The 25,806-nt window shown below is 61.8% G+C and carries 20 protein-coding genes and 1 tRNA gene; 10 read left to right on the top strand and 11 right to left on the bottom strand.

Annotated elements, in window-relative coordinates:
- Positions 1 to 1,461: an ABC transporter permease gene (locus K5R33_RS12055; protein ID WP_220749294.1), complete on the top strand. Its 1,461-nt coding sequence runs from the start codon at positions 1 to 3 to the stop codon at positions 1,459 to 1,461.
- 80 nt (positions 1,462 to 1,541) lie between these two features.
- Entirely contained in the window at positions 1,542 to 3,662 is a 2,121-nt protein-coding gene (locus K5R33_RS12050; protein WP_220749293.1) for a dipeptide ABC transporter ATP-binding protein, read from the top strand.
- 801 nt (positions 3,663 to 4,463) lie between these two features.
- Here K5R33_RS12050 and K5R33_RS12045 read toward each other — a convergent pair.
- A complete protein-coding gene (locus K5R33_RS12045) occupies positions 4,464 to 8,126 on the bottom strand; it encodes a vitamin B12-dependent ribonucleotide reductase (protein ID WP_220749292.1) in 3,663 nt (1,220 codons plus the stop codon).
- Between the two features lie 577 nt (positions 8,127 to 8,703).
- Between K5R33_RS12045 and K5R33_RS12040 the strand changes: the two genes are divergently transcribed.
- Positions 8,704 to 10,710, top strand: coding sequence for an FAD-dependent oxidoreductase (locus K5R33_RS12040; protein WP_220749291.1), 2,007 nt, complete (start codon positions 8,704 to 8,706; stop codon positions 10,708 to 10,710).
- A gap of 11 nt (positions 10,711 to 10,721) precedes the next feature.
- On the opposite strand, the gene K5R33_RS12035 is transcribed toward K5R33_RS12040, so the two are convergent.
- The 4 genes from K5R33_RS12035 to pdxH form a co-directional block, all read right to left on the bottom strand.
- Positions 10,722 to 10,798 (bottom strand) — tRNA-Pro (locus K5R33_RS12035).
- Positions 10,799 to 10,843: 45 nt separating this feature from the next.
- Complete coding sequence (locus K5R33_RS12030; RefSeq protein ID WP_220749290.1) at positions 10,844 to 11,323, bottom strand: DUF192 domain-containing protein; 480 nt, start codon at positions 11,321 to 11,323, stop codon at positions 10,844 to 10,846.
- Positions 11,302 to 11,853, bottom strand: a complete 552-nt coding sequence (locus K5R33_RS12025; RefSeq protein WP_255576361.1) for a cold-shock protein — start codon at positions 11,851 to 11,853, stop codon at positions 11,302 to 11,304. The genes K5R33_RS12030 and K5R33_RS12025 overlap by 22 nt, the downstream gene beginning before the upstream one ends.
- Before the next feature lie 150 nt (positions 11,854 to 12,003).
- Positions 12,004 to 12,630: a pyridoxamine 5'-phosphate oxidase gene (pdxH, locus tag K5R33_RS12020; RefSeq protein ID WP_220749289.1), complete on the bottom strand. Its 627-nt coding sequence runs from the start codon at positions 12,628 to 12,630 to the stop codon at positions 12,004 to 12,006.
- Between the two features lie 97 nt (positions 12,631 to 12,727).
- Between pdxH and fabI the strand changes: the two genes are divergently transcribed.
- The 4 genes from fabI (at position 12,728) to gpt (ending at position 15,357) form a co-directional block, all read left to right on the top strand.
- Positions 12,728 to 13,543: an enoyl-ACP reductase FabI gene (fabI, locus tag K5R33_RS12015; RefSeq protein WP_220749288.1), complete on the top strand. Its 816-nt coding sequence runs from the start codon at positions 12,728 to 12,730 to the stop codon at positions 13,541 to 13,543.
- Positions 13,543 to 14,157 carry a LysE family translocator gene (locus tag K5R33_RS12010; RefSeq protein WP_255576360.1) on the top strand — a complete coding sequence of 205 codons (615 nt, stop codon included), beginning with the start codon at positions 13,543 to 13,545 and terminating at the stop codon, positions 14,155 to 14,157. Before fabI ends, K5R33_RS12010 begins: the two co-directional genes overlap by 1 nt.
- The gene (locus K5R33_RS12005; protein WP_220749287.1) at positions 14,154 to 14,768 is read left to right on the top strand and encodes a LysE family translocator; all 615 of its coding nucleotides are present in this window, start codon (positions 14,154 to 14,156) and stop codon (positions 14,766 to 14,768) included. The genes K5R33_RS12010 and K5R33_RS12005 overlap by 4 nt, the downstream gene beginning before the upstream one ends.
- A gap of 88 nt (positions 14,769 to 14,856) precedes the next feature.
- Positions 14,857 to 15,357 (top strand): xanthine phosphoribosyltransferase, encoded by a 501-nt coding sequence (gene gpt, locus K5R33_RS12000; RefSeq protein ID WP_220749286.1) that lies wholly within the window; start codon positions 14,857 to 14,859, stop codon positions 15,355 to 15,357.
- Between the two features lie 42 nt (positions 15,358 to 15,399).
- Here the strand turns inward: gpt and K5R33_RS11995 are convergent, their stop codons facing one another.
- Together K5R33_RS11995 and K5R33_RS11990 are read right to left on the bottom strand one after the other, a co-directional pair.
- Positions 15,400 to 16,758, bottom strand: a complete 1,359-nt coding sequence (locus K5R33_RS11995) for a cytochrome P450 (protein ID WP_220749285.1) — start codon at positions 16,756 to 16,758, stop codon at positions 15,400 to 15,402.
- A complete protein-coding gene (locus K5R33_RS11990; RefSeq protein ID WP_220749284.1) occupies positions 16,755 to 17,951 on the bottom strand; it encodes a hypothetical protein in 1,197 nt (398 codons plus the stop codon). Before K5R33_RS11990 ends, K5R33_RS11995 begins: the two co-directional genes overlap by 4 nt.
- 58 nt (positions 17,952 to 18,009) lie before the next feature.
- Here K5R33_RS11990 and K5R33_RS11985 point away from each other — a divergent pair, with 58 nt between their 5' ends.
- On the top strand, positions 18,010 to 18,231 hold the full coding sequence (locus K5R33_RS11985) for a sulfurtransferase TusA family protein (protein ID WP_220749283.1): 222 nt from the start codon (positions 18,010 to 18,012) through the stop codon (positions 18,229 to 18,231).
- Positions 18,232 to 18,390: 159 nt separating this feature from the next.
- On the opposite strand, the gene K5R33_RS11980 is transcribed toward K5R33_RS11985, so the two are convergent.
- Complete coding sequence (locus K5R33_RS11980; RefSeq protein ID WP_220749282.1) at positions 18,391 to 21,795, bottom strand: indolepyruvate ferredoxin oxidoreductase family protein; 3,405 nt, start codon at positions 21,793 to 21,795, stop codon at positions 18,391 to 18,393.
- 136 nt (positions 21,796 to 21,931) lie between these two features.
- On the opposite strand from K5R33_RS11980, the gene K5R33_RS11975 reads away from it, so the two are divergent.
- A complete protein-coding gene (locus K5R33_RS11975; RefSeq protein WP_220749281.1) occupies positions 21,932 to 22,837 on the top strand; it encodes a LysR family transcriptional regulator in 906 nt (301 codons plus the stop codon).
- A gap of 193 nt (positions 22,838 to 23,030) precedes the next feature.
- Here the strand turns inward: K5R33_RS11975 and K5R33_RS11970 are convergent, their stop codons facing one another.
- Complete coding sequence (locus tag K5R33_RS11970; RefSeq protein WP_220749280.1) at positions 23,031 to 23,441, bottom strand: hypothetical protein; 411 nt, start codon at positions 23,439 to 23,441, stop codon at positions 23,031 to 23,033.
- A gap of 83 nt (positions 23,442 to 23,524) precedes the next feature.
- Positions 23,525 to 23,950, bottom strand: a complete 426-nt coding sequence (locus K5R33_RS11965; protein ID WP_220749279.1) for a SufE family protein — start codon at positions 23,948 to 23,950, stop codon at positions 23,525 to 23,527.
- 119 nt (positions 23,951 to 24,069) lie between these two features.
- Here K5R33_RS11965 and K5R33_RS11960 point away from each other — a divergent pair, with 119 nt between their 5' ends.
- Positions 24,070 to 24,519: a hypothetical protein gene (locus tag K5R33_RS11960; RefSeq protein ID WP_220749278.1), complete on the top strand. Its 450-nt coding sequence runs from the start codon at positions 24,070 to 24,072 to the stop codon at positions 24,517 to 24,519.
- Between the two features lie 35 nt (positions 24,520 to 24,554).
- On the opposite strand, the gene K5R33_RS11955 is transcribed toward K5R33_RS11960, so the two are convergent.
- Positions 24,555 to 25,685, bottom strand: a complete 1,131-nt coding sequence (locus K5R33_RS11955; protein WP_220749277.1) for a cobalamin-independent methionine synthase II family protein — start codon at positions 25,683 to 25,685, stop codon at positions 24,555 to 24,557.
- Positions 25,686 to 25,806: the final 121 nt, after the last annotated feature.

Raw genomic sequence — 25,806 nt, 5'->3', positions numbered from 1 at the left:
ATGGAACCTCTCACCTGGACAGGCAACATGGGCGACACGCTGGATCCGATCCTTGGGATCACGCTGGCCGCCCTGCTGATGACCTCACTCCTCGCCATCACCTTGAGCTTCTTCACGACCGCTGAGCGGCTCAGCGTCAACCCCGACGGAACCCTCGCCGCCCAGCCCGGCCTGGGCGGGTTGGCAACGCGGGCGCAAACCTATGCGCTCAGGGCTTTCGTCGCGACACTGGTCGCTTACATCGTCACGGGCATGGTCGTCGGCTGGCAAGGCGGCGGCATCGTTGGCGGGGTCATGCAAGCTTTCACCCCCGTCTGGATCTCGCTCACGGCCCTGTTCGTGGCGAGCTTCGCGTTCAAGCGGCGGCTGGGCCTCTATGGCAAGCTGTTCGACTCGACCATAGGCATGATCGGCTTCGGCCTCGTCATGTTCTGGGTGTTCACGGCCATTTGGGCCGGGTTGTTCGATATGATCGCGACCCACGATCCGCTCACCCAGGTCTCCGGCATGAAAAACAAGGTCCCCGGAACACCGCTCAGGGGTGCCGAAGACGGCGACTACCCCTTCTACCTTCTGGGCGGCGACAACCTGGCCCGCGACGTATTCAGCCGCATGGTCCTGGGCAGCACCATCGTCATGCAGATCGCGCCCCTGGCCACGCTCTTTGCGTTCATGGTGGGGATTACGCTGGGTCTGCCGGCCGGCTACTATGGCGGTCTGCTGGATACGGTCCTGTCTTTCATGGCGAACCTGATCCTGGCCTTCCCGGTGATCCTGCTATTCTACCTGTTGGTGACGCCTGAGATCGTGCAAACGGGCCTGCCGAATTACATGGCCATGATCCTGTTCTTGGCCCCCTTGGTGTTCTTCGGGGTGCTGATCAACTCTCGCTACAGGACGCAGCCCGCCACACGGAACCTCTACCTTGGCGCCGCGATGGCGGTAGGCCTGGTCCTGTACCTCTCGCTAATCTCAGATCAAAGCTCCCGGATCGCGCTGTTCCGCCTCTGGCCAAGCGCGCTGGACCTGTTCGATATCTCGGGCCAGGTCCTGATCGTCTTCGTCTCGGTGGTCTTTGTGAACTCCCCGACCGTGTTTCGCATCGTGCGCGGTCTGACGCTGGACATCAAAACCCGTGACTACGTGGCCGCCGCTCAAACCAGAGGGGAGACACCCTGGTACATCATGCTGTGGGAAATCCTACCGAACGCGCGGGGGCCTCTGATCGTCGATTTCTGCCTGCGCATCGGCTACACGACGATCCTACTGGGGACCCTTGGTTTCTTCGGGTTGGGCCTGCCGCCTGAAAGCCCTGACTGGGGGTCGACCATCAACGAAGGACGCAAACTTCTCTCGGTCTATCCACATCCGGCCATTGCCCCTGCCTTGGCCCTGCTCAGTCTTGTGCTGGGGCTCAACCTGCTGGCCGACGGACTCCGAGAAGAATCCCTGCGCGACTGACCCCCTTTCGATGTTCTTCAAATATGCCGGGGGTCCGGGGGCAGAGCCCCCGGCGCTCTGCCCCAAGTGAGACACGCCATATGACAAAACTAGCTGACCATGCGGGCCCCATCCTTGAAATCGACGCCCTGTCGATTTCCTTCTTCACCCGGTTGCGGGAGATCCCTGCCGTCATGGATTTCTCCGTCACCGTTCAACCGGGCGAAGCCGTGGGCCTCGTGGGGGAATCCGGCTGTGGGAAGTCCACCGTTGCCCTCGGCGTGATGCAGGACCTGGGCAAGAACGGCGCCGTTGTCGGGGGATCCATCAAGTTCAAAGGCCGCGACCTGGGCCAGATGTCCGAGGAAGAGCTGCGCGATATTCGTGGCAATGAGATCGCCATGATCTATCAGGAACCAATGGCCTCGCTGAACCCGGCGATGCGCATTGGCAAGCAGTTGATGGAGGTGCCCATCCTCCACGACGGCGCGTCGGAGGCGGAGGCCTATGACATGGCTCTGCAGGTAGTCACCGATGTCAAACTGCCCGACCCGAAGCGGATGCTCGACAGCTATCCGCACCAGTTGTCGGGCGGTCAGCAGCAACGGATTGTCATCGCCATGGCCTTGATGTCGAAACCGGCGCTGCTGATCTTGGATGAGCCGACGACCGCGCTCGACGTGACGGTGGAGGCAGGCATCGTCGAGTTAGTGAAGGACCTCGGCAAGAAGTACGGCACCTCAATGCTGTTCATCTCCCACAATCTGGGTCTGGTTCTGGAAACCTGCGACCGTGTCTGCGTGATGTATTCCGGCGAGGCTGTTGAGGACGGGGCCATTGGCGAGGTCTTCGACAACATGCGCCATCCCTATACCCAGGCGCTCTTTCGATCGATCCCATTGCCTGGGGCGGATAAGAACAGTCGGCCGTTGGTTGCGATCCCCGGGAACTTCCCCCTGCCCCATGAACGGCCGCCAGGCTGCAACTTTGGCCCGCGCTGCGATTACTTCGAGGCGGGGCGCTGCGACAGCGGTGTGATCCCCATGCGGGATGCTGGGCCGGGCCATCACTCGCGCTGCGTGAAATTTGACGAGATTGACTGGAACGCGCCCATCGCCGCCCCTGCCGAGACCAGCAAACGCGAGATTGGCGCCCCCGTCCTGAAGGTCGAAAACCTGAAGAAGTACTATCAAGTGGCGGCAAATGCTCTCTTCGGTGGTGGGGCTGAGAAGGTTGTGAAGGCCAATGAAACCCTGGACTTCGAAGCCCGCGAATCTGAAACGCTTGCCATCGTCGGTGAGTCGGGCTGCGGAAAATCCACGCTGGCAAAGGTGCTTATGGGCCTAGAGACGGCCACAGACGGCACGATCACCATGGGCAACGCGGACATTCAGTCCACGCCAATCGAAGGGCGCAGCACGAAGCAGGTCGCGGACATCCAGATGGTGTTCCAGAACCCATTCGACACACTCAATCCCTCGATGACCGTCGGCCGCCAGATCATTCGCGCGCTGGAAGTCTTCGACTACGGCAAGAGTGACGCCGACCGGCGGGAGCGGATGCTGCACCTGCTGGACCTGGTCAAACTGCCCCGCGCCTTCGCCGACCGGATGCCGCGGCAATTGTCCGGCGGCCAAAAACAACGTGTGGGCATCGCGCGGGCCTTTGCCGGCGATGCCAAGATCGTCGTGGCCGACGAACCTGTGTCGGCGCTGGACGTCTCAGTCCAGGCGGCGGTGACGGACCTGCTGATGGAGATCCAGCGCGACCAGAAGACCACGCTCCTGTTCATCTCGCACGACTTGAGCATCGTCCGGTATCTCTCTGATCGTGTTATGGTTATGTACCTGGGCCATGTCGTCGAATTGGGGACAACCGATCAGGTCTTTGCGCCCCCCTATCACCCATATACCGAGGCGCTGCTGTCAGCCGTTCCGATTGCCGACACCTCGGTTCAGAAGAAGCACATCGTCTTGGAGGGTGACATTCCCTCGGCCATGAACCCGCCGTCGGGCTGCCCGTTCCAAACGCGATGCCGGTGGAAAGACCGTGTCCCGGGCGGGCTGTGCGAAAAAGACGTGCCGCCCGTGCGCCACTTGGACGGCGGACATCAGGTGAAATGCCATCTGTCGGATGCGGATCTGGCCGCCATGGAGCCGGTGATTGAGGTCGGTGAGGCGCCGCCCGCCGCCGCCGCCCAAGCCGGTGTGACGTCCATGTAAAGCTACCTTTGCAGCAATCGTGTCCGCAGCGCTATTGCTTACAAGGCCGTTCGGTTTTTTCTTATGGGAGCCCGGTTGCGGAACCGGTCCGCACACATCTGTCCCTTTGAGAGCAAGGTGCCAGAGACACAGCGTGGCCCGAGCGTTTCAGACGCGTGGGTCACGCAAAGCTCCGCAGGCGATCCGCTGTCATAGGCCGACCACACAACCATGGGTTGCCGTTCGTTGCGGTTAAGACCTGGTTAATCGTTCCAGCCGACAACTACCTAGCTTTGAAAGACGGATCTTCTGACCGCGTAACTTGTGCGCATGTCATCTGAATCCCAGGCGGTCGGTGACGACCGGAGGGATCGATCCGTTGAATGGAATAGGCAGGGCTTTCCCCCCCTGCCTCGGCTCGGGTGCGGACCGGGCCTATGCGGCTGTTTCAGTCGCACGCGATCCGGTCGCTGTCCCCACAGCATATGACCGGGCACCACAGGCTCGGCGGGGTTAGGTGCTCTCGATCACCTCGCCGGGCCTTTTCATCGGTAGCTTTGGACGCCTAGCGCCAGTGCTCGACCGGGTGACATGACGGCGATCTAGAACGGACAGAGGGACCGCGGCAGACCACGCCCCCTCCGCAATCCGATTGGCTGGATCAGAAAACACAGTCGATCCGAAACCCTACATCCCCCGGAAATACTCGTTACGAACGATCCACCAACGTGTGCCGTGTGGAACCGCGGTGTATCGGTGTCCAACGGTACACTATTTTGCGGGGCGACCAAAGGCTTCTCAGCCGCCCCGGCGTAATCGTGATCAGCTACAGCCGGACGTGCCACCGCAAGTGTTGCACTTCATGCAGGTGCCGTTGCGGACCAAGGTGTAGTTTCCGCATTCGTTACAGGCCTCGCCTTCGTACCCCTGCATCTTGGCCTTGGTACGATCATCCATTTGCGCCGTCACGGCCACCGCAGAGGTTTGCGTCGTCTGCACCGCAGCGGTTCGATCCGCGCCAGCGATCTCGGCGGCAATCCGGTCTGCACCGCCCCGCAGCGCCACCAGATCCTTGGGCAGTCGCTTGCGCAGATACCCGGACGACGTCACCTGCTTGATCACCGCAAGCGACTTATCCGCCGTCGGTCCCGCCAAGGGAGCGACGTTGCCGTCTTCGCCCTTCGGAGAGGCCTCTTCCCCGACGGAGTCGAAGGTCTCGCCCTGTGGCTTCACATGGGCCAAGTCTTCGCGGTCCAGATAGGACACGGCCAACTCACGGAAGATATAGTCGAGGATCGACGTCGCGTTCTTGATCGAGTCGTTGCCTTGGACCATGCCAGCCGGTTCGAACTTGGTGAACGTGAAGGCGTCTACGAAGCGCTCCAACGGAACCCCATATTGCAGCGCAATCGAGATCGCGATGGAGAAGCTGTCCATCATGGCCCGGAAGGACGAGCCTTCCTTGTGCATGTCGATAAAGATCTCGCCCAGGGATCCGTCGTGGTATTCGCCCGTCCGCAGATAGACCTTGTGGCCCCCGACGACCGCCTTTTGGGTATAGCCCTTGCGGCGCTTGGGCAGGTCTTCGCGTCCGCGCAGAACCTCCTTCACGATGACCTTCTCGACGACCTTCTCGGCAACAACCTGGGCCTTTTCGGCGGGCGTGCCGCTTTCCAGGACCTCAGCAGCTTCGTCATCATCCTCCACCAGAGCAGCGGCCAGAGGCTGCGACAGTTTGGAGCCATCGCGGTAAAGCGCATTGGCTTTCACGCCGAGGGACCAGGACAGTTCATAGGCCTTCTGGCAGTCATCGATGGTGGCCGAATTCGGCATGTTGATCGTCTTGGAGATCGCGCCGGAGATGAAGCTTTGCGCCGCGGCCATCATGTGAATGTGACTCTCCACCGACAGGAAGCGCTTGCCCTTCTTCCCACAGGGATTGGCACAATCGAAGACGCTCAGGTGGGCGGCTTTCAGACCCGGCGCGCCTTCCAACGTCATCGTCCCACATACGTGGTCATTCGCAGCCTCGATATCGGCCTTGGAATACCCAAGGTGCCGCAGAAGGTCGAAGGTGGGATCGTTCAGCTTCGCGGCTGGAATGCCCAGGGTTTGGGTGCAGAACTCTTCGCCCAGGGTCCATTGGTTGAAGACAAATTTGATATCGAAGGCCGAAGGAAGCGCAGCCTCGATCTTGGCGATCTCTTCCTTCCCGAACCCATGGCCAATCAGCGAGGTGTGATTGATCCCTGGCGCCTGGCCAAGCGAGCCATGGCCAACGGCGTAGGCGATGATTTCGGCGATTGCGGCCTCACCATAGCCCAACGTGCGCAGGGCGGCGGGCACCGACTGGTTGATGATCTTGAAGTAGCCGCCACCGGCAAGCTTCTTGAACTTCACCAGCGCGAAGTCCGGCTCGATCCCCGTGGTGTCGCAGTCCATCACCAGACCAATCGTCCCGGTCGGGGCGATGACGGTGGACTGCGCGTTGCGGAACCCGTGCTGCGCACCCAGGTCCACAACGGTGTCCCACACATCGGCCGCCAGCGCGGTCAGGCGCTTGTCCGGGCACCCGGCAATATCGAGAGCAACGGGTTTGACCGCCAGAGCCTCGTACCCGTCCGTCTTTCCCCGGGCCGCCTGCCGGTGATTGCGCATCACGCGCTGCATATGATCGGCGTTCTTGGCGTAGCCTGGAAACGGTCCCAGCTCTCCGGCCATCTCCGCCGAGGTAGCATAGGACACGCCCGTCATCACGGCGGTCAGCGCCCCGCAGAGCGCGCGGCCCTCGCGGCTATCGTAGCCGAGCCCCATGTTCATCAGGAGGCCGCCGATATTGGCATAACCCAGACCCAACGTGCGGAAGTCATAGGACCGCTGCGCGATTTCCTTGGACGGAAACTGCGCCATGGCCACACTGATTTCCAGCGTGATGGTCCAAAGACGGGCCGCATGGACGTAGAGGTCGTGGTCGAAGCTGCCGTCGTCCTTGAGAAACTTCAGCAAGTTCATGGACGCTAGGTTACAGGCCGTGTCGTCCAGGAACATGTACTCGGAACAGGGGTTCGAACCGCGGATCGGCCCGTCCTCTGGGCACGTATGCCAGTCGTTCACCGTGTCGTGGAACTGGATGCCCGGATCGGCGCAGGCCCAGGCGGCGTGGCCGACCTTTTCCCACAGATCGCGCGCCTTGATGGTCCGCGCGACCTTACCGTCGGTGCGGTTGATCAACTCCCAGTCGGCGTCCTTTTCGACGGCGTGCAGGAAGGCATTCGTGACCCGAACGGAGTTGTTGGAGTTTTGGCCCGCAACCGTCTCATAGGCTTTGGAGTCCCAGTCGGTGTCATAGGTCGGAAACTCAACCTCGGTGTAACCCTGGCGCGCGTATTGCAGGACGCGCATCACATAAGCCTCTGGGACCATGGCCTTCTTGGCGGAGCGGATGGCCGCTTTCAGACTGTCGTTCTTCGCTGGGTCGACGGCATCCTCCATGGAGCCGTCCCAGGCCTTCACGGCGGCCATGACCTCGTTCAGCTTGGCCTGTGTCGCCTTAGACCCTGCGACGATGGCCGCGACCTTTTGTTCTTCGATGACTTTCCATTCGATAAAGTCTTCGACGTCCGGGTGGTCCATATCGACGATGACCATCTTGGCCGCGCGGCGCGTGGTGCCGCCCGACTTGATCGCGCCTGCCGCGCGGTCCCCGATCTTCAGAAAGCCCATCAGACCGGAGGACTTGCCACCGCCAGACAGGGCTTCGCCCTCGCCGCGCAGGTGACTGAAGTTCGTGCCGGTACCGGAGCCATATTTGAACAGGCGCGCCTCCCGAACCCAGAGGGCCATGATGCCGCCGTCGTTCACCAGATCGTCAGCCACGGACTGGATGAAGCAGGCGTGCGGCTGGGGATGCTCGTAGGACGATTTGGAGCGTACCAACTTGCCGGTCTTGGGATCAACGTAGTGATGCCCCTGGGCGGGACCATCGATGCCGTAAGCCCAATGCAGACCGGTGTTGAACCACTGCGGAGAGTTCGGCGCGGCCATCTGGCGGGCAAGCATCACGCGCATCTCGTCAAAATAGGCGTGGGCGTCCTCTTCGGTTGTGAAGTAGCCGCCTTTCCAGCCCCAATAGGCCCAGGCCCCGGCCAACCGGTCAAACACTTGCTTAGACGACGTCTCCCCGCCGAAGCGCTCATCTTCCGGCAGCTCCGCGAGCGCTGCCTCATCCGGGACCGAGCGCCACAAAAACTCTGGCACATCCTTTTCGCGGACCTTCTTCAGGCGCGCTGGCACACCTGCTTTGCGGAAGTACTTCTGCGCGATGACATCGGACGCGACCTGGCTCCAGCTATCGGGCACTTCGACCGCATCCAGGTGAAACACCACCGTCCCGTCGGGATTTCGGATCTCCGACGTGGTTTCGGTAAAGGTGAGCGCCGCATAGGCGTCCTGTCCTGCCGTGGTGAGTTTCCGTTCAAGCCGCATGTCCCAAGCCTCTCCGTGAGTGATACCGCCGATGTCACGCCGTCCTCGGGCCATGATACCAGAAATCTGGCGCCATGGTCCGCCCATTTGCGGGTCGTGGACTGCATCGGTCTGTCTGGTCAGCGAACCCCACATCTGGTGGGTGGCGCTAACAAGGACACTAAGTAGAGGGCGGCGAAGTCGAAGGTCAACGATTCGGCCCGATCTTTTCTGTGGGCCGTTCCGTGGAAATCCGTCAGCGATCCCTCCGCCGCTGGATCAACGGGCGGTCGAGGTTATCCACATCTTTGGGCAATCCCCGATCTGCCCCCGCCTCCAATGACTTGCGCGCATGGCCCCCTGTGGAGCCTTTGGGGACGGCGGTGGATCACACCGTGGTCTCAGGGCCACAGACGCGCGCAAATCTATGGGCAGTCGGTACGCTGCGACACTCGGGCGCAAGGGCCCTCAAGCGCCCGTTCAGACACGCGACCTGCCGTGCCAAGACGCCACTTTAATACCGGTCTTTATCGGTTGACCCCTCGTTCTGATAAAAGCTACCTGCCATCACAAAATATTGAACCGACGGATGGCTATTGTGGCGGAAGCAAAGAATTGGGACGTATGCGTCTATGGATCGACGCCGGGTGGGATCATTGCGGCAATCTCGGCTGCGCGCCTCGGCAGATCGGTCATATTGCTTGAACCCACGACCCACTTTGGCGGCACAATCACGTCTGGGTTGAATGCGACCGATACCGTGGCGCAATCGTTGATTCGTGGCATTGTTCGCGAGTTCTTTGAACGCTGCACCGCCCATTACAGCGCCGACATGACCGACGAGACCGGCTTTGTCTGGCGCCCCGAGGCGCGCGTGGCGAACGTCGTCTTGCGAGACATGATCTCCGAAGCTGGTGTGACCGTCCGCCTCGACACGCCAATCCTTCGCCTCGCACAGGAACACAACCGTCTGCGCCACGCCGAGTTGTCGTCCCAGGAGCGCCTGCAAGCGGCTCATTTCATTGACGCAACCTACGAAGGCGACCTCCTGCCGCTCGCCAAAGTTCCCTACGCTGTGGGGCGCGAAAGCAAGGACACTTATGGGGAACCCTGGGCCGGTCGCGGCGTATGGAAGCGTATGCTGCCGTGGCACAGCAAGCCTGTCGACGGTTTAGACGGCAACGGGCGCCCACTGCCCATGGTCGAGGCGTTCGATCCAAACATCATACCAGGACAGGAAGACAGCCAGCCACAGTCCTATTGTCATCGGCTAACTCTGACTAATGACCCCAATAATCGTCGTGAAATCCCACAGCCGGACTCATACGACCCCGAACAGTTCGAAGTCTTTCGCAGGCTCATTTCTGCGGGCGGAGGCCGTGGCGATAGCAAAATAAAGAAGCACTTTGGAACTTGGCGGTCTGGTTACTTTAATCTCTCGGCGCTTCCGTTTTCGAAATACGATATGAATTCGGGACCGCTTGTTCCGACGAATTCTCCGCACTTCACCAAGGGGTGGATAAAAGGCGACGCTGCGGATCGCAAAAAAATGCTGCACGCATGGGAGCAATTCACTTTGGGAGTGCTCCATTTCATCCGGACCGACTCAAAAGTAGCCCCCAACGTCCAAGCCTTCTTCAATCAATTCGGCTTCTGTCGAGACGAATACCAGAACAACGAAGGGCTACCGCCGTCGATCTACGTGCGAGAAGGCAGGCGACTTTTGGGCGACCGCGTCCTGACCCAAAATGACGTTGAAGCGCAATGGACTGATCACGACCAGACCCTTGGAAACGCTAAGTATCACTTGGACTGCAAGCCTGTTCGCTGGTCTGTAGACAAGTCTGGTATCATGGTTCGCGAGGGCATGTTCTTTTCGGAAGAACCCTATCAGTTCCATATCCCCTACTGGCTGATCCTGCCCAAGTCGGGGACTGTCGAGAACCTCAGCGCGGTCTGCGCGCCCAGTTGCAGCCATGTCGCCTTTGGCTCCGTGCGGATGGAACCCACGTTCATGACGCTCGGCGCGGCGGCGGGAACCGCTGCGTGCTTGGCGATTACGGCGCAAAGTGGCCTCCACGCCATAAGCCCCGCCACCATTCGCGAGACGATGCGTTCGCTCCCCCGCCGCCTGGGCCGCGAGCGGGAGCAGGACTACATCGCAACCACGGGCCGGTTCGAAGACTATACCTTCACCATTCCGGCCCAAGATGTCGCGCAACGGGCCGATGCCCAGATGTTGCAGCTTTTGCCGGAGCGGCCCGAGGCCCGGGCAGATGCGCGCCTGAACACCTGCACCGCCTTCACGACTCACCTCAAGCTGACCGGATGGGCCGCCGACCCTGACGCCGCCGACTACATGGCCTGGGCGTTGTACGTGGAATACGAAGACGGACGGGTTTTCCGGATCGAAGACCGTCGTTTCCGCCCGGATGTCGAAGCCGCGCTGAAAGGTCCCCGGGCCAAGTACGGCTTTGTCACCCGTGTTCCCCTGGGCCGGCCGAGCAAGTTGTGGGTCGTCCACGCGACGGGACGTAAAAGCATCCCGATCCCAAGCCGGAAGCTGAAGAGCATCGAGCAGCACCACGGTGCGCTTGCGTCATAAAGGAGATCCGGTGGTCGGGGCGGCGAGATTCGAACTCACGACCCCCTGTACCCAAAACAGGTGCGCTACCAGACTGCGCCACACCCCGACACCGGAGCCTCCGCCTAACACCCAATGAGAAGGTTGAAAAGCCTTACTCGCAGCCCCAAGCCGCTTCATTTTGCGGCATCGCGGGTGACCGCAGCTGATCCCCGGCTTTGATGCCCAATCGCTCCGCCATGCCGCCGTTGATTTCCAACACGGCGCGGGCTGGCCCATCCGACAAGATCACTGTTTCATCAAGGGGTTGCGCGTTGGCGTGGACATTTACAACAGTGCCTGTCGCGTCGAGAAAGATCATATCCAGCGGGATCAGCGTATTGCGCATCCAAAAGCCGAGCGGCTGGGTTTTTTCGTACACAAACAACATGCCGGCCATGCGTGGCATGCTTTCGCGAAACATCAGGCCGCGCGCATGATCTTCGGGCGTCAGGGCCAGTTCTGCTTGAAAGCGGGCGCTGCCCCAATCGCCCCGCAGATCGACGCGGTTGTCGGCGCATGCAGCCCAAAGTGGCGCAGCCCAAAGAACCGCGACACACAGGAGGAGTGTCCTCAATCCTGGTAGTATTCCCATCTCCGCACCTCCAGAGCGAGCAACCCGCGCGCGCCCATGGTGGCGCGCAGACAGACTGCCTCTCCGGGGGTCAGATCCGCAAGGCCGAAGCGGCGCAAGACCTCTGCGTGGATAAAGATATCGTCCGCTTTGCCGAACACATTTGCAAAGCCAAAGCCCTTCGCTTTATCGAACCATTTCACGCGGGCGGGCTGATACGGCAGATCTTCTGGAATGGGCTGAAGGTATTCGGGCTGCTCTGTCCCCACATAAGCCACGTCAACGGGATCAGGCGCCACAAGGGACAATACCTCAACCGCCTGGAGCCCCCGCTCGCTAGTCTGAATACGCACACTGACATCGCTTCCGTCCGCAACGGAGCTTTGGCCGTAGTTACGCAACACATTGGCGTGCAACAGAACATCCCGGTCCGTCTGGGGGGATACAATGAAGCCAAAGCCCCGTGTGGCGTCAAACCACTTAACGCGCCCTTCTACGACCTGGTCATTCTCACCATGGCCGCCCGTATCGCGAGCTATACCACCTGTCACTGCTCAATCCTTTCGTTCCCGCCTACTGTTATTGCGAATGAGGGAACGAGCCTCATATCGGCTAGCGGGGCACTCACAAGGGCACAATGCATGCTCTGGCGGAAAACAGCTTCGTGACCAAACGTCATGGGCGAGTCCTGGCCGACGCAATCATGGATTGAGACGTTCGACAGTCCATTCCCCTTGACCGGGAATGGCGCGTGTCCAGCGGAACCGGTCATGGAGTCGAAATGCCCCATCGGCCCAGAACTCGATTTCGACCGGGCGGATGCGGAACCCGCCCCAGTGGCTGGGTCTCGGTGGGTTCGGTCCCTTCGTCGCTGTCACCTTGGCAACCTCCGCCATCAGGCTGGCCCGGCTGTTGAGCGGGCGAGACTGTCGCGATGCCCAGGCGCCAAGACGCGAGTTTAGGCTTCGCGACGCAAAATACCGATCGGCCGTCGCATCGTCCACGCGTTCGACCTCTCCTCGAAATCGTAGCTGACGGCGCAGACTTTTCCAATGCAGAACCCCTGCCGCCTTTGGATGTGCCGCGAGTTCTTGGCCCTTGGTGCCTTCGAAATTCGTGTAAAACACGAAGGCCCCGTCCGCCCCGCCTGTGACTTCGATGTCCTTTAACAAGACCATCCGAACATTGGGCAATCCCTCGGCATCGACGGTCGAAATTGCCATTGCGTTGGGGTCTTCTGGCTCCGACTTGGTCGCTTCGGCCAGCCAATCGGTTGCAAGGCGGAACGGATCATCACCCGCAAAGATCCCCGACCGATCCTGTCCCATTCCTGCTACTCCCGAAGTGTAAACCTTGCTGCCCCATCGGCAATCGCCTAAAGCCTCCGGCAACGCAAGACACCGCTATTTCAGACGAGGACGGATCATGACGGGCATCATGCAGGGCAAGCGCGGGCTGATCATGGGCTTGGCCAACGACAAGTCCATTGCCTGGGGGATCGCCCAAGCCTGCGCAGCACAGGGCGCCGAGCTTGCCTTCAGCTACCAGGGCGATGCGCTCAAGAAGCGTGTGGGTCCATTGGCGGAAAAGGTCGGATCGGACCTCGTCTTGCCCTGCGATGTTGGCGATGGCGCCTCCATCGACGCCATGTTCGACGCCCTGGGCGAGCGGTGGGACACCCTGGATTTCATCGTCCATGCAATTGGCTTCTCAGATAAATCTGAACTGCGCGGACGGTATCTCGACACGTCGCTCGACAACTTTTTGATGACGATGAACATCTCCGTCTATTCCTTCACGGCCGTGCTACAGCGCGCCGAAAAGTTGATGAAGAACGGTGGCAGTGCGCTGACACTGACCTACTACGGTGCCGAAAAGGTCATGCCCCACTACAACGTCATGGGCCTTGCGAAGGCGGCCCTGGAAAGCTCCGTTCAGTACCTGGCCGAGGATCTGGGCAAGGACAACATCCGGGTCAACGCCATCTCGGCAGGCACGATCAAGACGCTGGCGGCCTCTGGAATTGGTGATTTTCGTTACATTTTGAAATGGAACGAGAACAACTCGCCCCTGCGCCGGACCGTGACCATCGACGAGGTCGGGCAGTCCGCGATGTATCTTTTGTCGGACCTCTCTACTGCCGTGACCGGGACGATCCACCATGTGGATGCGGGCTACCATGTCGTCGGCATGAAAAACCCTGACGCCCCCGATATGACGCGGGAACAGAAAGACACCTGATGGACGCCCTGACGCTCGGGCATCTTGCGGCGTTTAACGTCGCGCTGTTCTTTGCCGTCGCAGCGCCTGGGCCCGCGTTCGTTCTCTGTGTCCAAGCCAGCCTCAACGGTGGCCGCCGCCAAGGCATTCTGACGGGGGTCGGGCTGGCCGTCATGGCCGGTCTTTGGACCCTCGGCGCGCTCTGGGGGTTGGAGACGGTCTTTACCCTCGTGCCGCTCGCCTACACGATCCTGAAGATCGGCGGGGCCGTGTTGGTACTGGCCTTCGCGATCCAGATCTGGCGAGGCGCCAACCAACCTGTGGCGGAACCTGTCCCCGTGTCGACGCGCCGCGCCGTCCTGACGGGATTTTTGCTCAACCTCGGAAATCCCAAGAGCATCTTGTTTTCCGCCGGTGTCCTGCTGGTGATTTTTCCGCCCGGCTTGTCGGGTGTTGAAATGGCGGTGGTCACGGTCAATCACATCCTGCTGGAAATCCTCGTCTATGCCGCGCTGGCGAGCCTCCTGGCACGAGAGGATGTGCGCAGCCGCTACCTGGCAATGAAGCCCTTTCTGTCGCGTGCCATGGCGCTGGTGCTGGGTGGGCTCGGTCTGCGCTTGTTGGTGACCTCATGACAGCGCTTGCCTTTGCGTCCGTTGCGCTGGTGCACTTGCTTGCGGCCATATCTCCGGGGCCATCCTTTGTGCTGTCGCTGCGAACCGCGGCCGCCGAAGGGTTTCGCCCTGCCGTGGGGCTGGCCATCGGCTTTGGGGTGGGGGCGGCCATTTGGGCGCTGGCCGCGCTGCTTGGGCTGTCACTGCTGTTTCAGGTCATCCCGATCCTGTTCACCCTCCTCAAGGTGGGGGGCGCGATCTTTCTGATCTGGATCGGCTTCATGATGTGGCGCCACGCCCGCGATCCCCTGCCGGAGGTCTCCGACGGGACGCCGCGCGGCCTGACCTCCGCCATACGGCTTGGCATCTTGACCATGTTCGCCAACCCAAAGCCCGCCGTGTTCTTCGGCGCGGTCTTCCTGGGCTTTGTGCCCGCCGAGACCACTTTGCAGGCCAAGGCGATCATCGTGTTCAACATCTTCTGGGTCGAGGCCGCTTGGTACATCCTAGTGGCGCGCGTCTTTTCCCTGCCCGCCGCCAGGCGCGCCTACGTGCGCCTGAAAACAGGTTTGGACAGATCACTTGGCGTGGCCATGGGCTTGCTTGGCCTGCGGCTCGCCCTTCCGACCTGAGCACCCGACCCCACGTGCCAGTTGCACGCCCCCGTCCTTTAACAGAATGTCCCCGCACATTGGCGCCGCCACGCCCGAGGAGAGATCGATGGCCGACAAACTACCCCACGAGAAGGGCTTCCACATCAGCTGGGACCAAATCCACCGCGACAGCCGCGCGCTTGCCTGGCGGTTGGATGGACATGGCCCAGATGATGGCGGTTGGAAAGCTATCGTGGCCATCACACGCGGCGGCATGGCGCCAGCGATGATCATCGCGCGCGAGTTGGACATCCGGTTGGTCGATACGATTTCGATCAAATCCTACGACAATCAGACCCAGGGCGCGGCCCAGGTCCTGTCCAAGCCTGACGAGGACATGGTCGGCGACGGCACCGGCGTGTTGGTCATCGACGACCTGGTGGACAGCGGCAAAACCCTAGAGGTCGTGCGCAAAATGTACCCCAAGGCACATTTCGCGACGGTCTATGCCAAACCCAAAGGCGAGCCGATGGTGGACACCTTCATCACCGGCGTCAGCCAAGATACCTGGATCTTCTTCCCCTGGGACATGGCCCTGCAATACGTAGAGCCCTATCGCGGCGCCTAGGGCCGTCATGGGGTCATGTTCTCCTTTCGGCGCCAACGGAGGTCACACCGCCGCCCTGGGCCGCAAATGGAGGTGGATCCCGTCCTTGGCCCGCACGGTCAGATGGGCCACGGGCACCGGCGGCGCGCCCACCGGTGTCACCTCAAAGGCACCAATGACCCGGGCCAACAGCAGAACGCCCTCCGCCATGGCGAACCCGGCCCCGGTACACACCCGTGGTCCGGCGCTGAACGGCATATAGGCCGCACGCGCACTCTCCGTGCCCGCCTCTGTCTGCCAGCGGTCAGGGTCGAAGGCATCGGGCCGGTCCCACAGCCGCTCATGGCGGTGCAGATGCCAGGGACTAAGGACAATCTGCGCTCCCTTAGGCGCTGACCGACCGCGAAACGCTTCCGGCCTCGTCGTTTCTCGCACCATCATTGGCACGGGTGGATAGAGCCGCAGCGTCTCCCGAAAGACGTCCCGCGTCACGGGCAAGCGGCTCATATCACCCAACCCAATTGCATCCCAATCGAGCGCCGCTTCCGCGGCCACGCGCGTTTGCACCTGCGGATACATGGCCAAGAGGTACAAGGCCCAGGCCAGGGTCGATGCAGAGGTTTCGTGCCCCGCCAGAAAGAAGATCGCGACCTGATCCACCATCTCTTCGGGTGAGAAGCGATGGCCTGTGTCCGGATCCGCAAAGGTCATAATCTTGGTCGCCAGATCGTCGGGCGCGGTCCCGTTTGCAATCTCTACCGCACGCCGCTCAACCAAGGCTGCAATCGCCCCTCGGATGGCCCGCGCCGCAGCCAGCGTGCGCCGCCGATGCAGGCGCGGCACCCACCTGGGCCAAGGGAGCAGGGCCGCCGGGTTCAACAGCGGCTGCGTCCGTTGGTAGTCGCGGAAATGGCGAAAGACATCCGCCGCAAGTCTGTCCTCAATGGGCACGGAAAAGAGCGTGCGAAAAATCACATCGGCGGCGGCGTAACTCGCAGGCGCCTCAATCTCATGCACGCCCTCCGACAGGCGTTCGACCATGGCGGTCGCCGCATCCTTCATGGCCGGAAAGGCCTCCCGCAAGCGCCCTTTGCCAAAGGCCGGGTCGATGATCCGCCGTTGGCGCTTCCATTCCTCACCGTTGGTGACAAAGACGGATCGGCCAAGCAAAGGCGCCAGCCCTTCCCGAATGCGGTCCGACTTGGGGAAGTCATCGGGGCGGTCTTTCAGAACGAGATCCAGCAAAGCCGGATCGTTCATCATGTAGCTGCGAAAGAACGGCGTCCGAAACTCCGCCATCCACGCCCGATACAGCCGCGCCGGTTGGGCCGAGAGGATATCCGCACGGAACCGCCTCCCATACTCCAGCAGGCTCACCCGGTCCGGACGGGGCTGCGGCTTGGGTGGGATCGGGTGGCTCACGCGGCCATGCTCCGATACCGGTTCACAGGGGCCGTTAGCCGAGACGGGCTTGGCGCACGCCCGGCAAAACGCTCCGCCAACGTCAGCGGCCCAGCCGTGATCCGAAAATAATCGTAGTCACCGGGCCGATCGAAGGCACAAAGATATTGAAAGTGCAGCCTAAAATAACGTCGTTTCAGATCATTCCAGCGTTCCGGGCTGAGCGTTTTCGTAAAGGCGGCTGAAAGGACGAGCGGCCAGCGCTGCGCGTCCGGTGCAACGCCTGTCACCGCGACGGGATCACAGAGCGCAAAGGCGCATCCATCCCCCGGCGCCGTGACATCCACCCAAGGGATCAGGTCCTGCCCTGCCATCAGATGAAGATCGGCCCGCAAGCGGCTGGCATTGGGCAGAAAACTGACCATGGGCACCACATGACCAAGGCTCAGGAACGCGCAACGCCCTGCCGGCACCCGCCCCGCTCGGATCAAATCCGCCAGGACCGACACCGCCAGATGCGCCCCAGACGAATGCCCGACCACCAACACTTCGTCCGCATCCGAGCCGAGGGCAGCGACAATCGTCTCACCGAAGACCGCCATACGCTCCTCTAGCTGGGGCGGGTTCGCGCCCCCCCACCGGGCCGAAAACGCATAGTCATGCATCAGGTAGTGGGCAAAGACCTTCGCGTCCTTGGCCTTGAACCAGCGCAAGACGACGACCCCCAGACCGACTCCGATGGCCCCCCCAACCAAACCGCCAACCACCCCCGGGAGGATTGCAGATACAATCGCGGCTCCGCCCGCCCCGATAGCCAGGGCCACCACAAGCTGTAGCAACAGGAAAACGACCGGGTACAGCGCAGCGATCACCGGCCCCTGCCGCAGCTTCATCAATCGAAACAGGGCACCAGACCCGATATAGGCCCAAGCTGTGCGCACCAACTGCCCATAAGTGGCCAAAATCGACCGCGACATGGACCCGGCGACGATATCCGACCAGACCAGCACCTCGACCTCAGTCTCCACATGGGCGCCGTCCATCTCGGCTGTCACCTCCCAGACGTAGGGTCCCCGACCCTTTCGCTGCTCCAAGGCGTAACCCGAAATCGCCGCCTGGGCGGCCCCCTCCTTGCGATACAACTCGCGATACCGCCGGGGGTGAAACGGATCATACCCTGGGATGTACAGAACGCGGCGGCGGGTGACGGTCATGGCTTGCCCTTTCGCCGATCACAATGCCAGAACCGTCAGGCGAAATTAAGGACAACAGATGGACGATCCCATAGACCTTGAGGTGGACGCCCTGGGCCTGCTCTGCCCGCTCCCGGTTCTGCGCCTGCGCAAACGGATGGAGACCTTGCCCAGCGGCGCGCGCATCCGCCTTCTGGCGGACGACCCGGCCGCCCATGTGGACGTACCCCACTTCTGCGCTGAGGCTGGCCACACCTTCGAGGGGGCCACGGAGACAAGCTTCACCCTCCGCAAAGGCTAACCCCGACCACAAACCGAAGCGCCCCCTCTTCATCACGGGTCCGACAAATACTCAGACACCGTCCAAAAGACTCGACGCAGCATCTCAGATCCGGGCGCAACCAAACGGGGGTCCGGGGGCAGCGCCCCCGGCGGATCGGATCACGCAAGCGATCCGACATCACTCGGCGGCCTGGCGCATCCCATCGCCGCCAGAGCGGATCACCGACAGGAGCTCCTCGCGCCGTTTGGCGGCCTGACGTTCGTTGGCCTCCTTGACTGGACCAAAGCCCCGAATGCTGAGCGGCAAGGCTGCGAGGGCGATCACGGCCTCCCGGTTATCATCGGTCAGCAAGGGCACGACCTCGGCCATGTCGGCCTCGTATTGCGCGATGAGCGCGCGCTCCATCCGTCGCTCTGCCGTCCGCCCAAACAGATCCAGAGGTGTCCCCCGCAGGATCTTGCCCATGGCCAGCAGCGGATAGGCCCGTTCGATCCAAGCCCCAAAGGCCCGTTTTGCCGGTCGACCGTCAGACCCCGTCTTGGTCAGCATCGGCGGCGCCAGGTGGTAAGTAAGCGTCAGATCCCCATCAAAGGCCGCGCGTGCTTTTTCATGGGTGGTGCGGAGCAAACGAGCGACCTCGTATTCATCCTTATAGGCCAGGACCTTGTGATACCCCTTAGCAACAGCCTCGCGCAGGTCGCGGTCCGCGATACTCTCCACCAAACGCCGGTAGCGCTTGGCATATCGTCCAGATTGATAAGCCCGCAGGTGGCTGGCGCGGGCGTCAATCCGCCCTTCCAGGGTCTCAGGGAGTTTCGTGACCCTATCGACCAGAACCTCTGCCGCCGCCTCCGGCACGCAGATGGCCCAGCGACCCAACTCGAAGGCTCGCTGATTACGATCCACAGCGGCGCCGTTCAACTCTACGGCCTTGAGGATGGCCTCCCGCGACAGGGGCACGAGGCCCCGCTGCCAGGCCGCCCCAAGGATCATCATGTTGGAAAAGACTGTATCGCCCAGCAACCGTTCGGCCAGTTTGGACGCGTCGAACATGGTGAGCCCGTCGCGCAACCGCGCCTCCAGCGACAGACGCAGACGGTCCGCAGGCAGTTTGAAGTCGGCATTCCGTGTGAAATCACCGGTCACAATCTCATGGGCGTTGACCACGGCGCCGGTTCGCCCCGTGGTCGTCAGGGCCAGGGTCTTCGCGCCTGCGCTCACAACCAAATCCCCGCCAATCAACGCATCCGCCTCGCCCAGGGCCACGCGGATCGCGCTGATGTCGGTTGGCGTCTCGCCCAAGCGACAGTGCAAGGCGACCGCGCCGCCCTTCTGCGCCAAACCGGCCATCTCCATCAGACCGGCACCCTTGCCGTCCAGATGCGCGGCCATGGCCATGACGGCCCCGATGGTCATGACGCCGGTGCCGCCGACGCCCGTGATGACCGTGTTCCAGGTGCCGTCGATGGTCGGCAAAACCGGCTCTGGCAGGTGCCCGGTCTCCACATCGCGGGTCGCGGCCTTCTTCAGCTTTGCGCCTTCGACGGACACGAAGGACGGGCAGAAGCCATTGACGCAGCTAAAATCTTTGTTGCAGCTCGACTGATCCACAGCCCGCTTGGTGCCGAACTCCGTCTGGACGGGCACCAGCGAGACACAGTTCGATTGGACCCCACAATCGCCACAGCCCTCGCAAACGTCGGTGTTGATAAAGATGCGCTTGTCGGGGTCCGGGAATTGCCCCCGCTTACGGCGGCGACGTTTCTCGGCCGCACAGGTCTGGATGTAGAGGATGGCCGAGACGCCCTCGACCGTCTGCATATGCGCCTGCACCTTGGGCATCTCGGCGCGCTCATGCCAGGACAGGCCCGAGGGGAAGCGCGCGCGATCCACGTCTTCCTTATCGTCATAGACCACGGCGATCTCGGCGACGCCCATGGCCTGCAACTCGCGCGCAATCTGTTCCGGGGCCAGGTCGCCTTCGTTGTGCTGCCCCCCGGTCATGGCAACCGCATCGTTATAAAGGATCTTGTAGGTGATCGTCGTCCCCGCCGCCAAAGCGGCGCGGATGGCCAGGATGCCCGAGTGGTTGTAGGTCCCCTCGCCCAGGTTCTGGAACACATGCTTGCGGGTGGAAAACAGGCTTTCCCCGACCCAGTTCACGCCCTCGGCCCCCATGTGGGTGTAGCCCTCGGTCGAGCGATCCATCCAGAGCGCCATGACGTGACAGCCGATACCCGCCCCTGCCCGCGCGCCCTCGGGCACCTTGGTCGAGGTGTTATGGGGACAGCCGGAGCAGAACCAGGGCGTGCGCGCCTGGATCTCGGGCGCATTGTCGGCGCGCCGCGCCTCCTGGATGCGGGCAAGACCGGCGGCAATCCGGTCGGTGCCGCGCCCCTCTTCGGTCAGGATCTCGGCCAGTTTGGCGGCAATATCGGTAGGGTCCAGCGCATAGTGCGACGGAAACAGGACCGGCCCGCCGCCGCCCTTTTGGTAGCCATAGACGCGCCGGCCCCGGCGGTCATCGAAGATGGCTTCCTTGACCTGGACCTCGATCAATTTGCGCTTTTCCTCGACGCAGACGATCAGATCCAAACCCTCGGCCCAATCATGCAAGCCCTTCATATCCATGGGCCAGGTTTGTCCGACCTTGTAGGTCGTGATCCCGAGACGCGCGCATTCCTCGGCGTCCAACCCGAGCAGGTTCAGCGCATGGACCAGGTCAAGCCAGTTTTTGCCCGCCGCCACGAACCCGATCTTGGCACCCGGCTTACCATGAACCCGCTTGTCCAGCTTGTTGGCGTGGCTGAACGCCTCGGCGGCCCAGCGTTTATGGCCCAGCAGGCGTTCCTCCTGCGGGATCCAATGGTCATTCAACCGGATGTTCAACCCGTCCTCGGGCAGCGCAAAATCCGGGGTCACGAAAGACAAACGATCGGGCCGACCATCAACGACCGAGGTCACCTCCACCGTGTCCTTCATCGTCTTGAGCCCGACCCAGACCCCCGCATAGCGCGACAGCGCCCAGCCATAGAGGCCGAAGTCCAGGATTTCCTGCACGCCCGCGGGGCTGAGCACGGGCATATGGGCATCGACCAGCGCCCAGTCTGACTGGTGACAGGTGGTCGAGGACTCACCGGTATGGTCGTCGCCCATGGCCATCAGCACACCGCCGTTGCGCGAGGTGCCCGCCATATTGGCGTGCCGCATCACGTCGCCTGACCGATCCACGCCAGGCCCCTTGCCGTACCAAAGCCCGAACACACCGTCGAAGCGCCCTTCCCCGCGCAGCTCCGCCTGCTGACTGCCCCACATGGCCGTGGCCGCCAGATCTTCGTTCAGGCCCGGCTTGAAGGTAATATCGTTCTCGGTCAGAACCTTGCGGGCTTTGGTCATCATCATATCGACCGCGCCAAGGGGCGATCCGCGATAACCGGTGCAGTATCCCGCCGTGTGGAGCCCGGCTGCTTTGTCCCGCGCCTTTTGCATGAGCATCAGCCGGACGAGCGCCTGTGTTCCGTTCAACAGAACCTGCTGCTGGCTCAGGTCGTAGCGGTCGTTCAAAGATACATCTTGGCGCATGTGTCGATCTCCCTTACTTTTCCTATATAGGTCATGAATGCTGACCCAAAAGAAAAATCGTTGCGACGATTTCGACTTCTAGAAGATGTTAGCGTATGACATGTCGGTCCTTCCCGGCAAATAACGAGGCACCAAGATGGATTGGGACAAGCTGAGGATATTCCACGCCGTGGCCGATGCGGGGTCTTTGACCCATGCCGGCGACGTGCTGCACCTGTCGCAATCGGCGGTGTCCCGTCAAATCCGCGCTTTGGAAGATTCGCTGGATACCACCCTGTTCCATCGGCACGCCCGTGGGCTGATTCTGACAGAACAGGGCGAATTGCTGTTCGACGCCACCCAAAGCATGACCAAGCGTTTGGATGCTGCCTCCGCGCGCATTCGCGACAGCGAGGAGGAGGTTTTCGGCAACCTTCGCGTCACAACGACGATTGGCTTCGGCTCGATCTGGCTGGCACCGCGTTTGCCGAAACTCTACGCCAATTACCCCGATATCAGCCTCGACCTGATGTTGGAGGAGCGGGTATTGGACCTGCCCATGCGCGAGGCGGACGTTGCGATCCGCATGAAGGAACCGAGCCAAGCCGATCTGGTCCGAAAACGTCTGATGGACATTCGGATGCAGCTTTATGCGACGCCCCAGTACTTGCAGACCAACGGCACACCAACATCGGCCCACGATCTGGGCAACCACCGACTCATCTGTCAGCAAGTTGGTGCGACGCAGGTCAGCGCGGGCGCGACGCTCGTGCGCGAGTTAATGACCTATGACATCGGGCGCACGTTGACGGTAAACAACTACTTCGGCGTGTTGCAATCGGTGCTGTCGGACCTGGGCATCGGCGTGTTGCCAGACTACCTTCAGCAGGATTTTCCAAACCTCATCAGGGTCTTACCCGGCGTACAATCAAACGATGTCCCCGTTTTCTTGGCCTTTCCAGAGGAACTCCGTGGCTCCCGTCGGATCGAGGCGTTCCGGGATTTCGTGGTGGATGAGGTCGTGGCCTATCGCAAAGCACAGCAGGGCGCCGCTGCCAGCTAAGGGGTTCTTCTTTCAGAAAGTGCACGCAGCTATGCACAAAACGCATAGCGGAGTTGCACCGATCAGTTCAGTTTTCGCCTTGTCCGATGGCGTTGTGCGACTTAATTAGGCTGTTGAAGATACACTGTATCTTCACCTCCCTGTTGGACTTCGGCCGAGCTTGCGCTCGGCCTTTTTTTTGGCCCAACGCCGGTCAGAAGCAACCCGAGAAATCACCAATGGACGGTGTTAAAACGAAGACGTTCTGCACCCGTCCGGGCGTTCCGCAAACGAACACACCGATCCGAAACGGGCGCCCGGACCGGATCAAATCCGACATCTCAGCCGGATAGGCACCAAACACCCGCGTTGCCCCCGGTATCATGGCCCGCATCCCACGGCTTCCGAACACAGGATCACCCTCGTCGCCCGCATGGCGGATCCCAAACCGGTGGTAGTTGGCCCGATCTTGCTGCACCACCGCCGCCGGATCGGACAGCCGCACCCCGCGAGAGTTTCGCAAATCCTCTGGCCCGATGGTCGTGATGTAATAGGCAAGTTGGTCGTAAGCCTGCGCTGGCACGGCCAAGGTCAATAACACTGCCAGAACACCAAACAACCGCATGCAAAAGACCCCTAACAAGTTCGCCATTACCTTAAAGCGACTTTCTGCGCGCGCGCAACATGGCGCCGCGCCGGTCATAGGCCTTAGGTGGCTGCTGCAGCGGCGACGCTCCGAATCCGCGTCACCATGGCGCGGAGCCCGTTGGACCGTTGCGACGACAGGTGATCGTCCAAACCCAACCGCGCCAATTCCGCCGGCGCGTCCACGGCACCGACCTCTTTCACCGTGAGGCCCGCATAGAGGTTATGGAGAACCGCAATCAGCCCGCGCACGATCATGGCGTCGGATTCACCCTCAAAATCGAAGGTCGCCGAAGGTCCCGTTCCGTCGATGCGCGGATGCAACCAAACCTGGCTCGCGCAGCCGTCAACCTTGGTCGCGGGCACTTTCAGCGCATCATCGAGCGCGGGAAAGGCCTTTCCCATGTCGATGACATGGCGATAGCGGTCCTCCCAATCCTCAAGGAATTCGAAGGTTTCGACCAGGTCTTCGAAACGGTCCTGCGCCATGGGCTCTCCTCTTGCTGCGTGGGCAGCAGGTAAGGCGCCAGGCCCCGTACGTCCAGCCGCTTCCCAAACTGGGCCCGATGGGCTAGCCGGGGACGAGGCAAGCAGGGGACGGAGAAACCATGGCACTGGGACGGATTTTGGCGGTGGGCGCGCTAGTCGTGGCGCTTGCGGGCTGCGGCGTGGGACAAAGCCGGTTGAACCCGCTCAATTGGTTCGGCTCCAGCAGTTCCGAGGCCATTGCCGAAGCGCAGGCCCAGCCCCGCTTGCCCATTGTCGACCAAGTGGTGTCCCTGGATGTGGCGGCGACGCCCGGTGGAGCCATCATATCGACCGTCGGCCTGCCCCCAACCCAAGGGTTCTGGGAAGCGGACCTTGTGCGCCTGCCCAGCGACGACCCCACAGTCATGCTGTTCGAGTTCCGCATCCTTCCCCCCCTGACACCCCGCCCGGCGGGTCCGCAGCCATCCCGCGAAGTCCTCGGCGGTGCCGTGGTGACCAACCAGGACTTGGCGGGCATCCGCACCATTGCCGTCCAAGGACAACGCAACCGTCGCAGCGTGCGGCGCTAAGGCGGATACGGCGGGGACAGCCGCGCCATTCGCGCTCACAAACGGGCGTTCGCCAGCGCGGTGCCTTCGGCCAGGGCGCCCAGCTTCGCATAGGCGATATCCGGATCCACCGCGCCAAAGCCAGCAAACGTGCCAAAGCCGCAATCGCTGCTGGCGATCACACGATCCGCGCCGACAATATCCACGAACCGGCCCAACCGCTCCGCCACAACCTCGGGGTGTTCGACAAAGTTGGACGTGCTGTCGATCACACCCGGCACCAGAACCTTGTCATCCGGGATCTCGGCGGCACGATCCCGAAAGACCTGCCATTCATGGGCATGGCGGGGGTTCGACGTCTCAAACAGCAGCTGGCTCGCGTTCGCCCCAAGGAAGGTCGAAAAGACCGTATCCATATCAATGTCGCACACATGTGGGCCCTCATAGTTCCCCCAACAGATGTGGACCCGGATGCGCGAGGGATCGAGGCCTGCAATCGCTGCGTTCAACGCCTCCACATGGGCAGCGGCGATCTTGAGGAATTCGGCATCCGACAGATCGGCAAACAGCATATGCCGGGACAAGGCCAAGTCCGGGCAATCCAACTGCAGGTAGAGACCGGCCTCCACGATAGTCTGGTATTCCGCGCGCATGGCGTCCGACAGCGCCGCCAGATAGGCATCCCGGGTCGGGTAGAAATCGTTCTGAAGGAACAGCGAAATCACCCCCGGCGAGGCGGCGTTCATAAAGCCTTCGGCTGCCCCATGTTGCGCCATCGCGGCCTTCAGGTTGGCGATATCGGTCAGCAGCTCATCCTGCCCCTTGGACCGCACCTCTCCGGTACACATGGGACGGGCGTATTGCGGAGTCCCGCCCCCTTCGGCCAGGCGCTTCAAGAACGAGGGAAAGCGCTTGAGATCGGCAGGCGCGTTGCGTGGGCTGTCGCCGGAAAACCCGGTGTAGCGATCCTTCACGTAGGTCGCATAGCTGATCTTGGAGGTCTCGCCATCCGAGACGATCTGCGTCCCCGCCTCAACCTGACGGCGCACCGTGTCGACGCAAGCGGCGGTCATCTGAGCGGCAAACGCGTCCGCGTCGTAGGGTTGACCCTGCTCACGGGCGAAAATCATATCCACCGTCTCCTGCGTGCGCGGCAGGGATCCGACGTGGGTTACTTTGATGGGCATCTCGATCCTTTCTCAAAGGTCATCGTCGGCATGTGCGACAGATGGCCCTCCGTTTCTTCTCGGCTCAAATACTCCGGGGAGCGCGAGGGGCAGCGCCCCTCGTACCGACGAAAATCCAAGG

It is taken from the genome of Jannaschia pagri (assembly GCF_019655435.1).
Lineage (GTDB): Bacteria > Pseudomonadota > Alphaproteobacteria > Rhodobacterales > Rhodobacteraceae > Jannaschia > Jannaschia pagri.
This window is presented reverse-complemented; position numbering and strand designations above follow the sequence as displayed.

Coding starts and splice junctions, on each gene's coding strand:
- gpt (WP_220749286.1), top strand. CDS start 14,857: ATGGCCGACAAACTACCCCACGAGAAGGGCTTCCACATCAGCTGGGAC.
- K5R33_RS11975 (WP_220749281.1), top strand. CDS start 21,932: ATGGATTGGGACAAGCTGAGGATATTCCACGCCGTGGCCGATGCGGGG.
- K5R33_RS11980 (WP_220749282.1), bottom strand. CDS start 21,795: ATGCGCCAAGATGTATCTTTGAACGACCGCTACGACCTGAGCCAGCAG.
- K5R33_RS11960 (WP_220749278.1), top strand. CDS start 24,070: ATGGCACTGGGACGGATTTTGGCGGTGGGCGCGCTAGTCGTGGCGCTT.
- K5R33_RS11990 (WP_220749284.1), bottom strand. CDS start 17,951: ATGACCGTCACCCGCCGCCGCGTTCTGTACATCCCAGGGTATGATCCG.
- K5R33_RS11985 (WP_220749283.1), top strand. CDS start 18,010: ATGGACGATCCCATAGACCTTGAGGTGGACGCCCTGGGCCTGCTCTGC.
- K5R33_RS12050 (WP_220749293.1), top strand. CDS start 1,542: ATGACAAAACTAGCTGACCATGCGGGCCCCATCCTTGAAATCGACGCC.
- K5R33_RS11965 (WP_220749279.1), bottom strand. CDS start 23,950: ATGGCGCAGGACCGTTTCGAAGACCTGGTCGAAACCTTCGAATTCCTT.
- fabI (WP_220749288.1), top strand. CDS start 12,728: ATGACGGGCATCATGCAGGGCAAGCGCGGGCTGATCATGGGCTTGGCC.
- K5R33_RS11955 (WP_220749277.1), bottom strand. CDS start 25,685: ATGCCCATCAAAGTAACCCACGTCGGATCCCTGCCGCGCACGCAGGAG.
- K5R33_RS12005 (WP_220749287.1), top strand. CDS start 14,154: ATGACAGCGCTTGCCTTTGCGTCCGTTGCGCTGGTGCACTTGCTTGCG.
- K5R33_RS12030 (WP_220749290.1), bottom strand. CDS start 11,323: ATGGGAATACTACCAGGATTGAGGACACTCCTCCTGTGTGTCGCGGTT.
- K5R33_RS12055 (WP_220749294.1), top strand. CDS start 1: ATGGAACCTCTCACCTGGACAGGCAACATGGGCGACACGCTGGATCCG.
- K5R33_RS12045 (WP_220749292.1), bottom strand. CDS start 8,126: ATGCGGCTTGAACGGAAACTCACCACGGCAGGACAGGACGCCTATGCG.
- pdxH (WP_220749289.1), bottom strand. CDS start 12,630: ATGGGACAGGATCGGTCGGGGATCTTTGCGGGTGATGATCCGTTCCGC.
- K5R33_RS11970 (WP_220749280.1), bottom strand. CDS start 23,441: ATGCGGTTGTTTGGTGTTCTGGCAGTGTTATTGACCTTGGCCGTGCCA.
- K5R33_RS12010 (WP_255576360.1), top strand. CDS start 13,543: ATGGACGCCCTGACGCTCGGGCATCTTGCGGCGTTTAACGTCGCGCTG.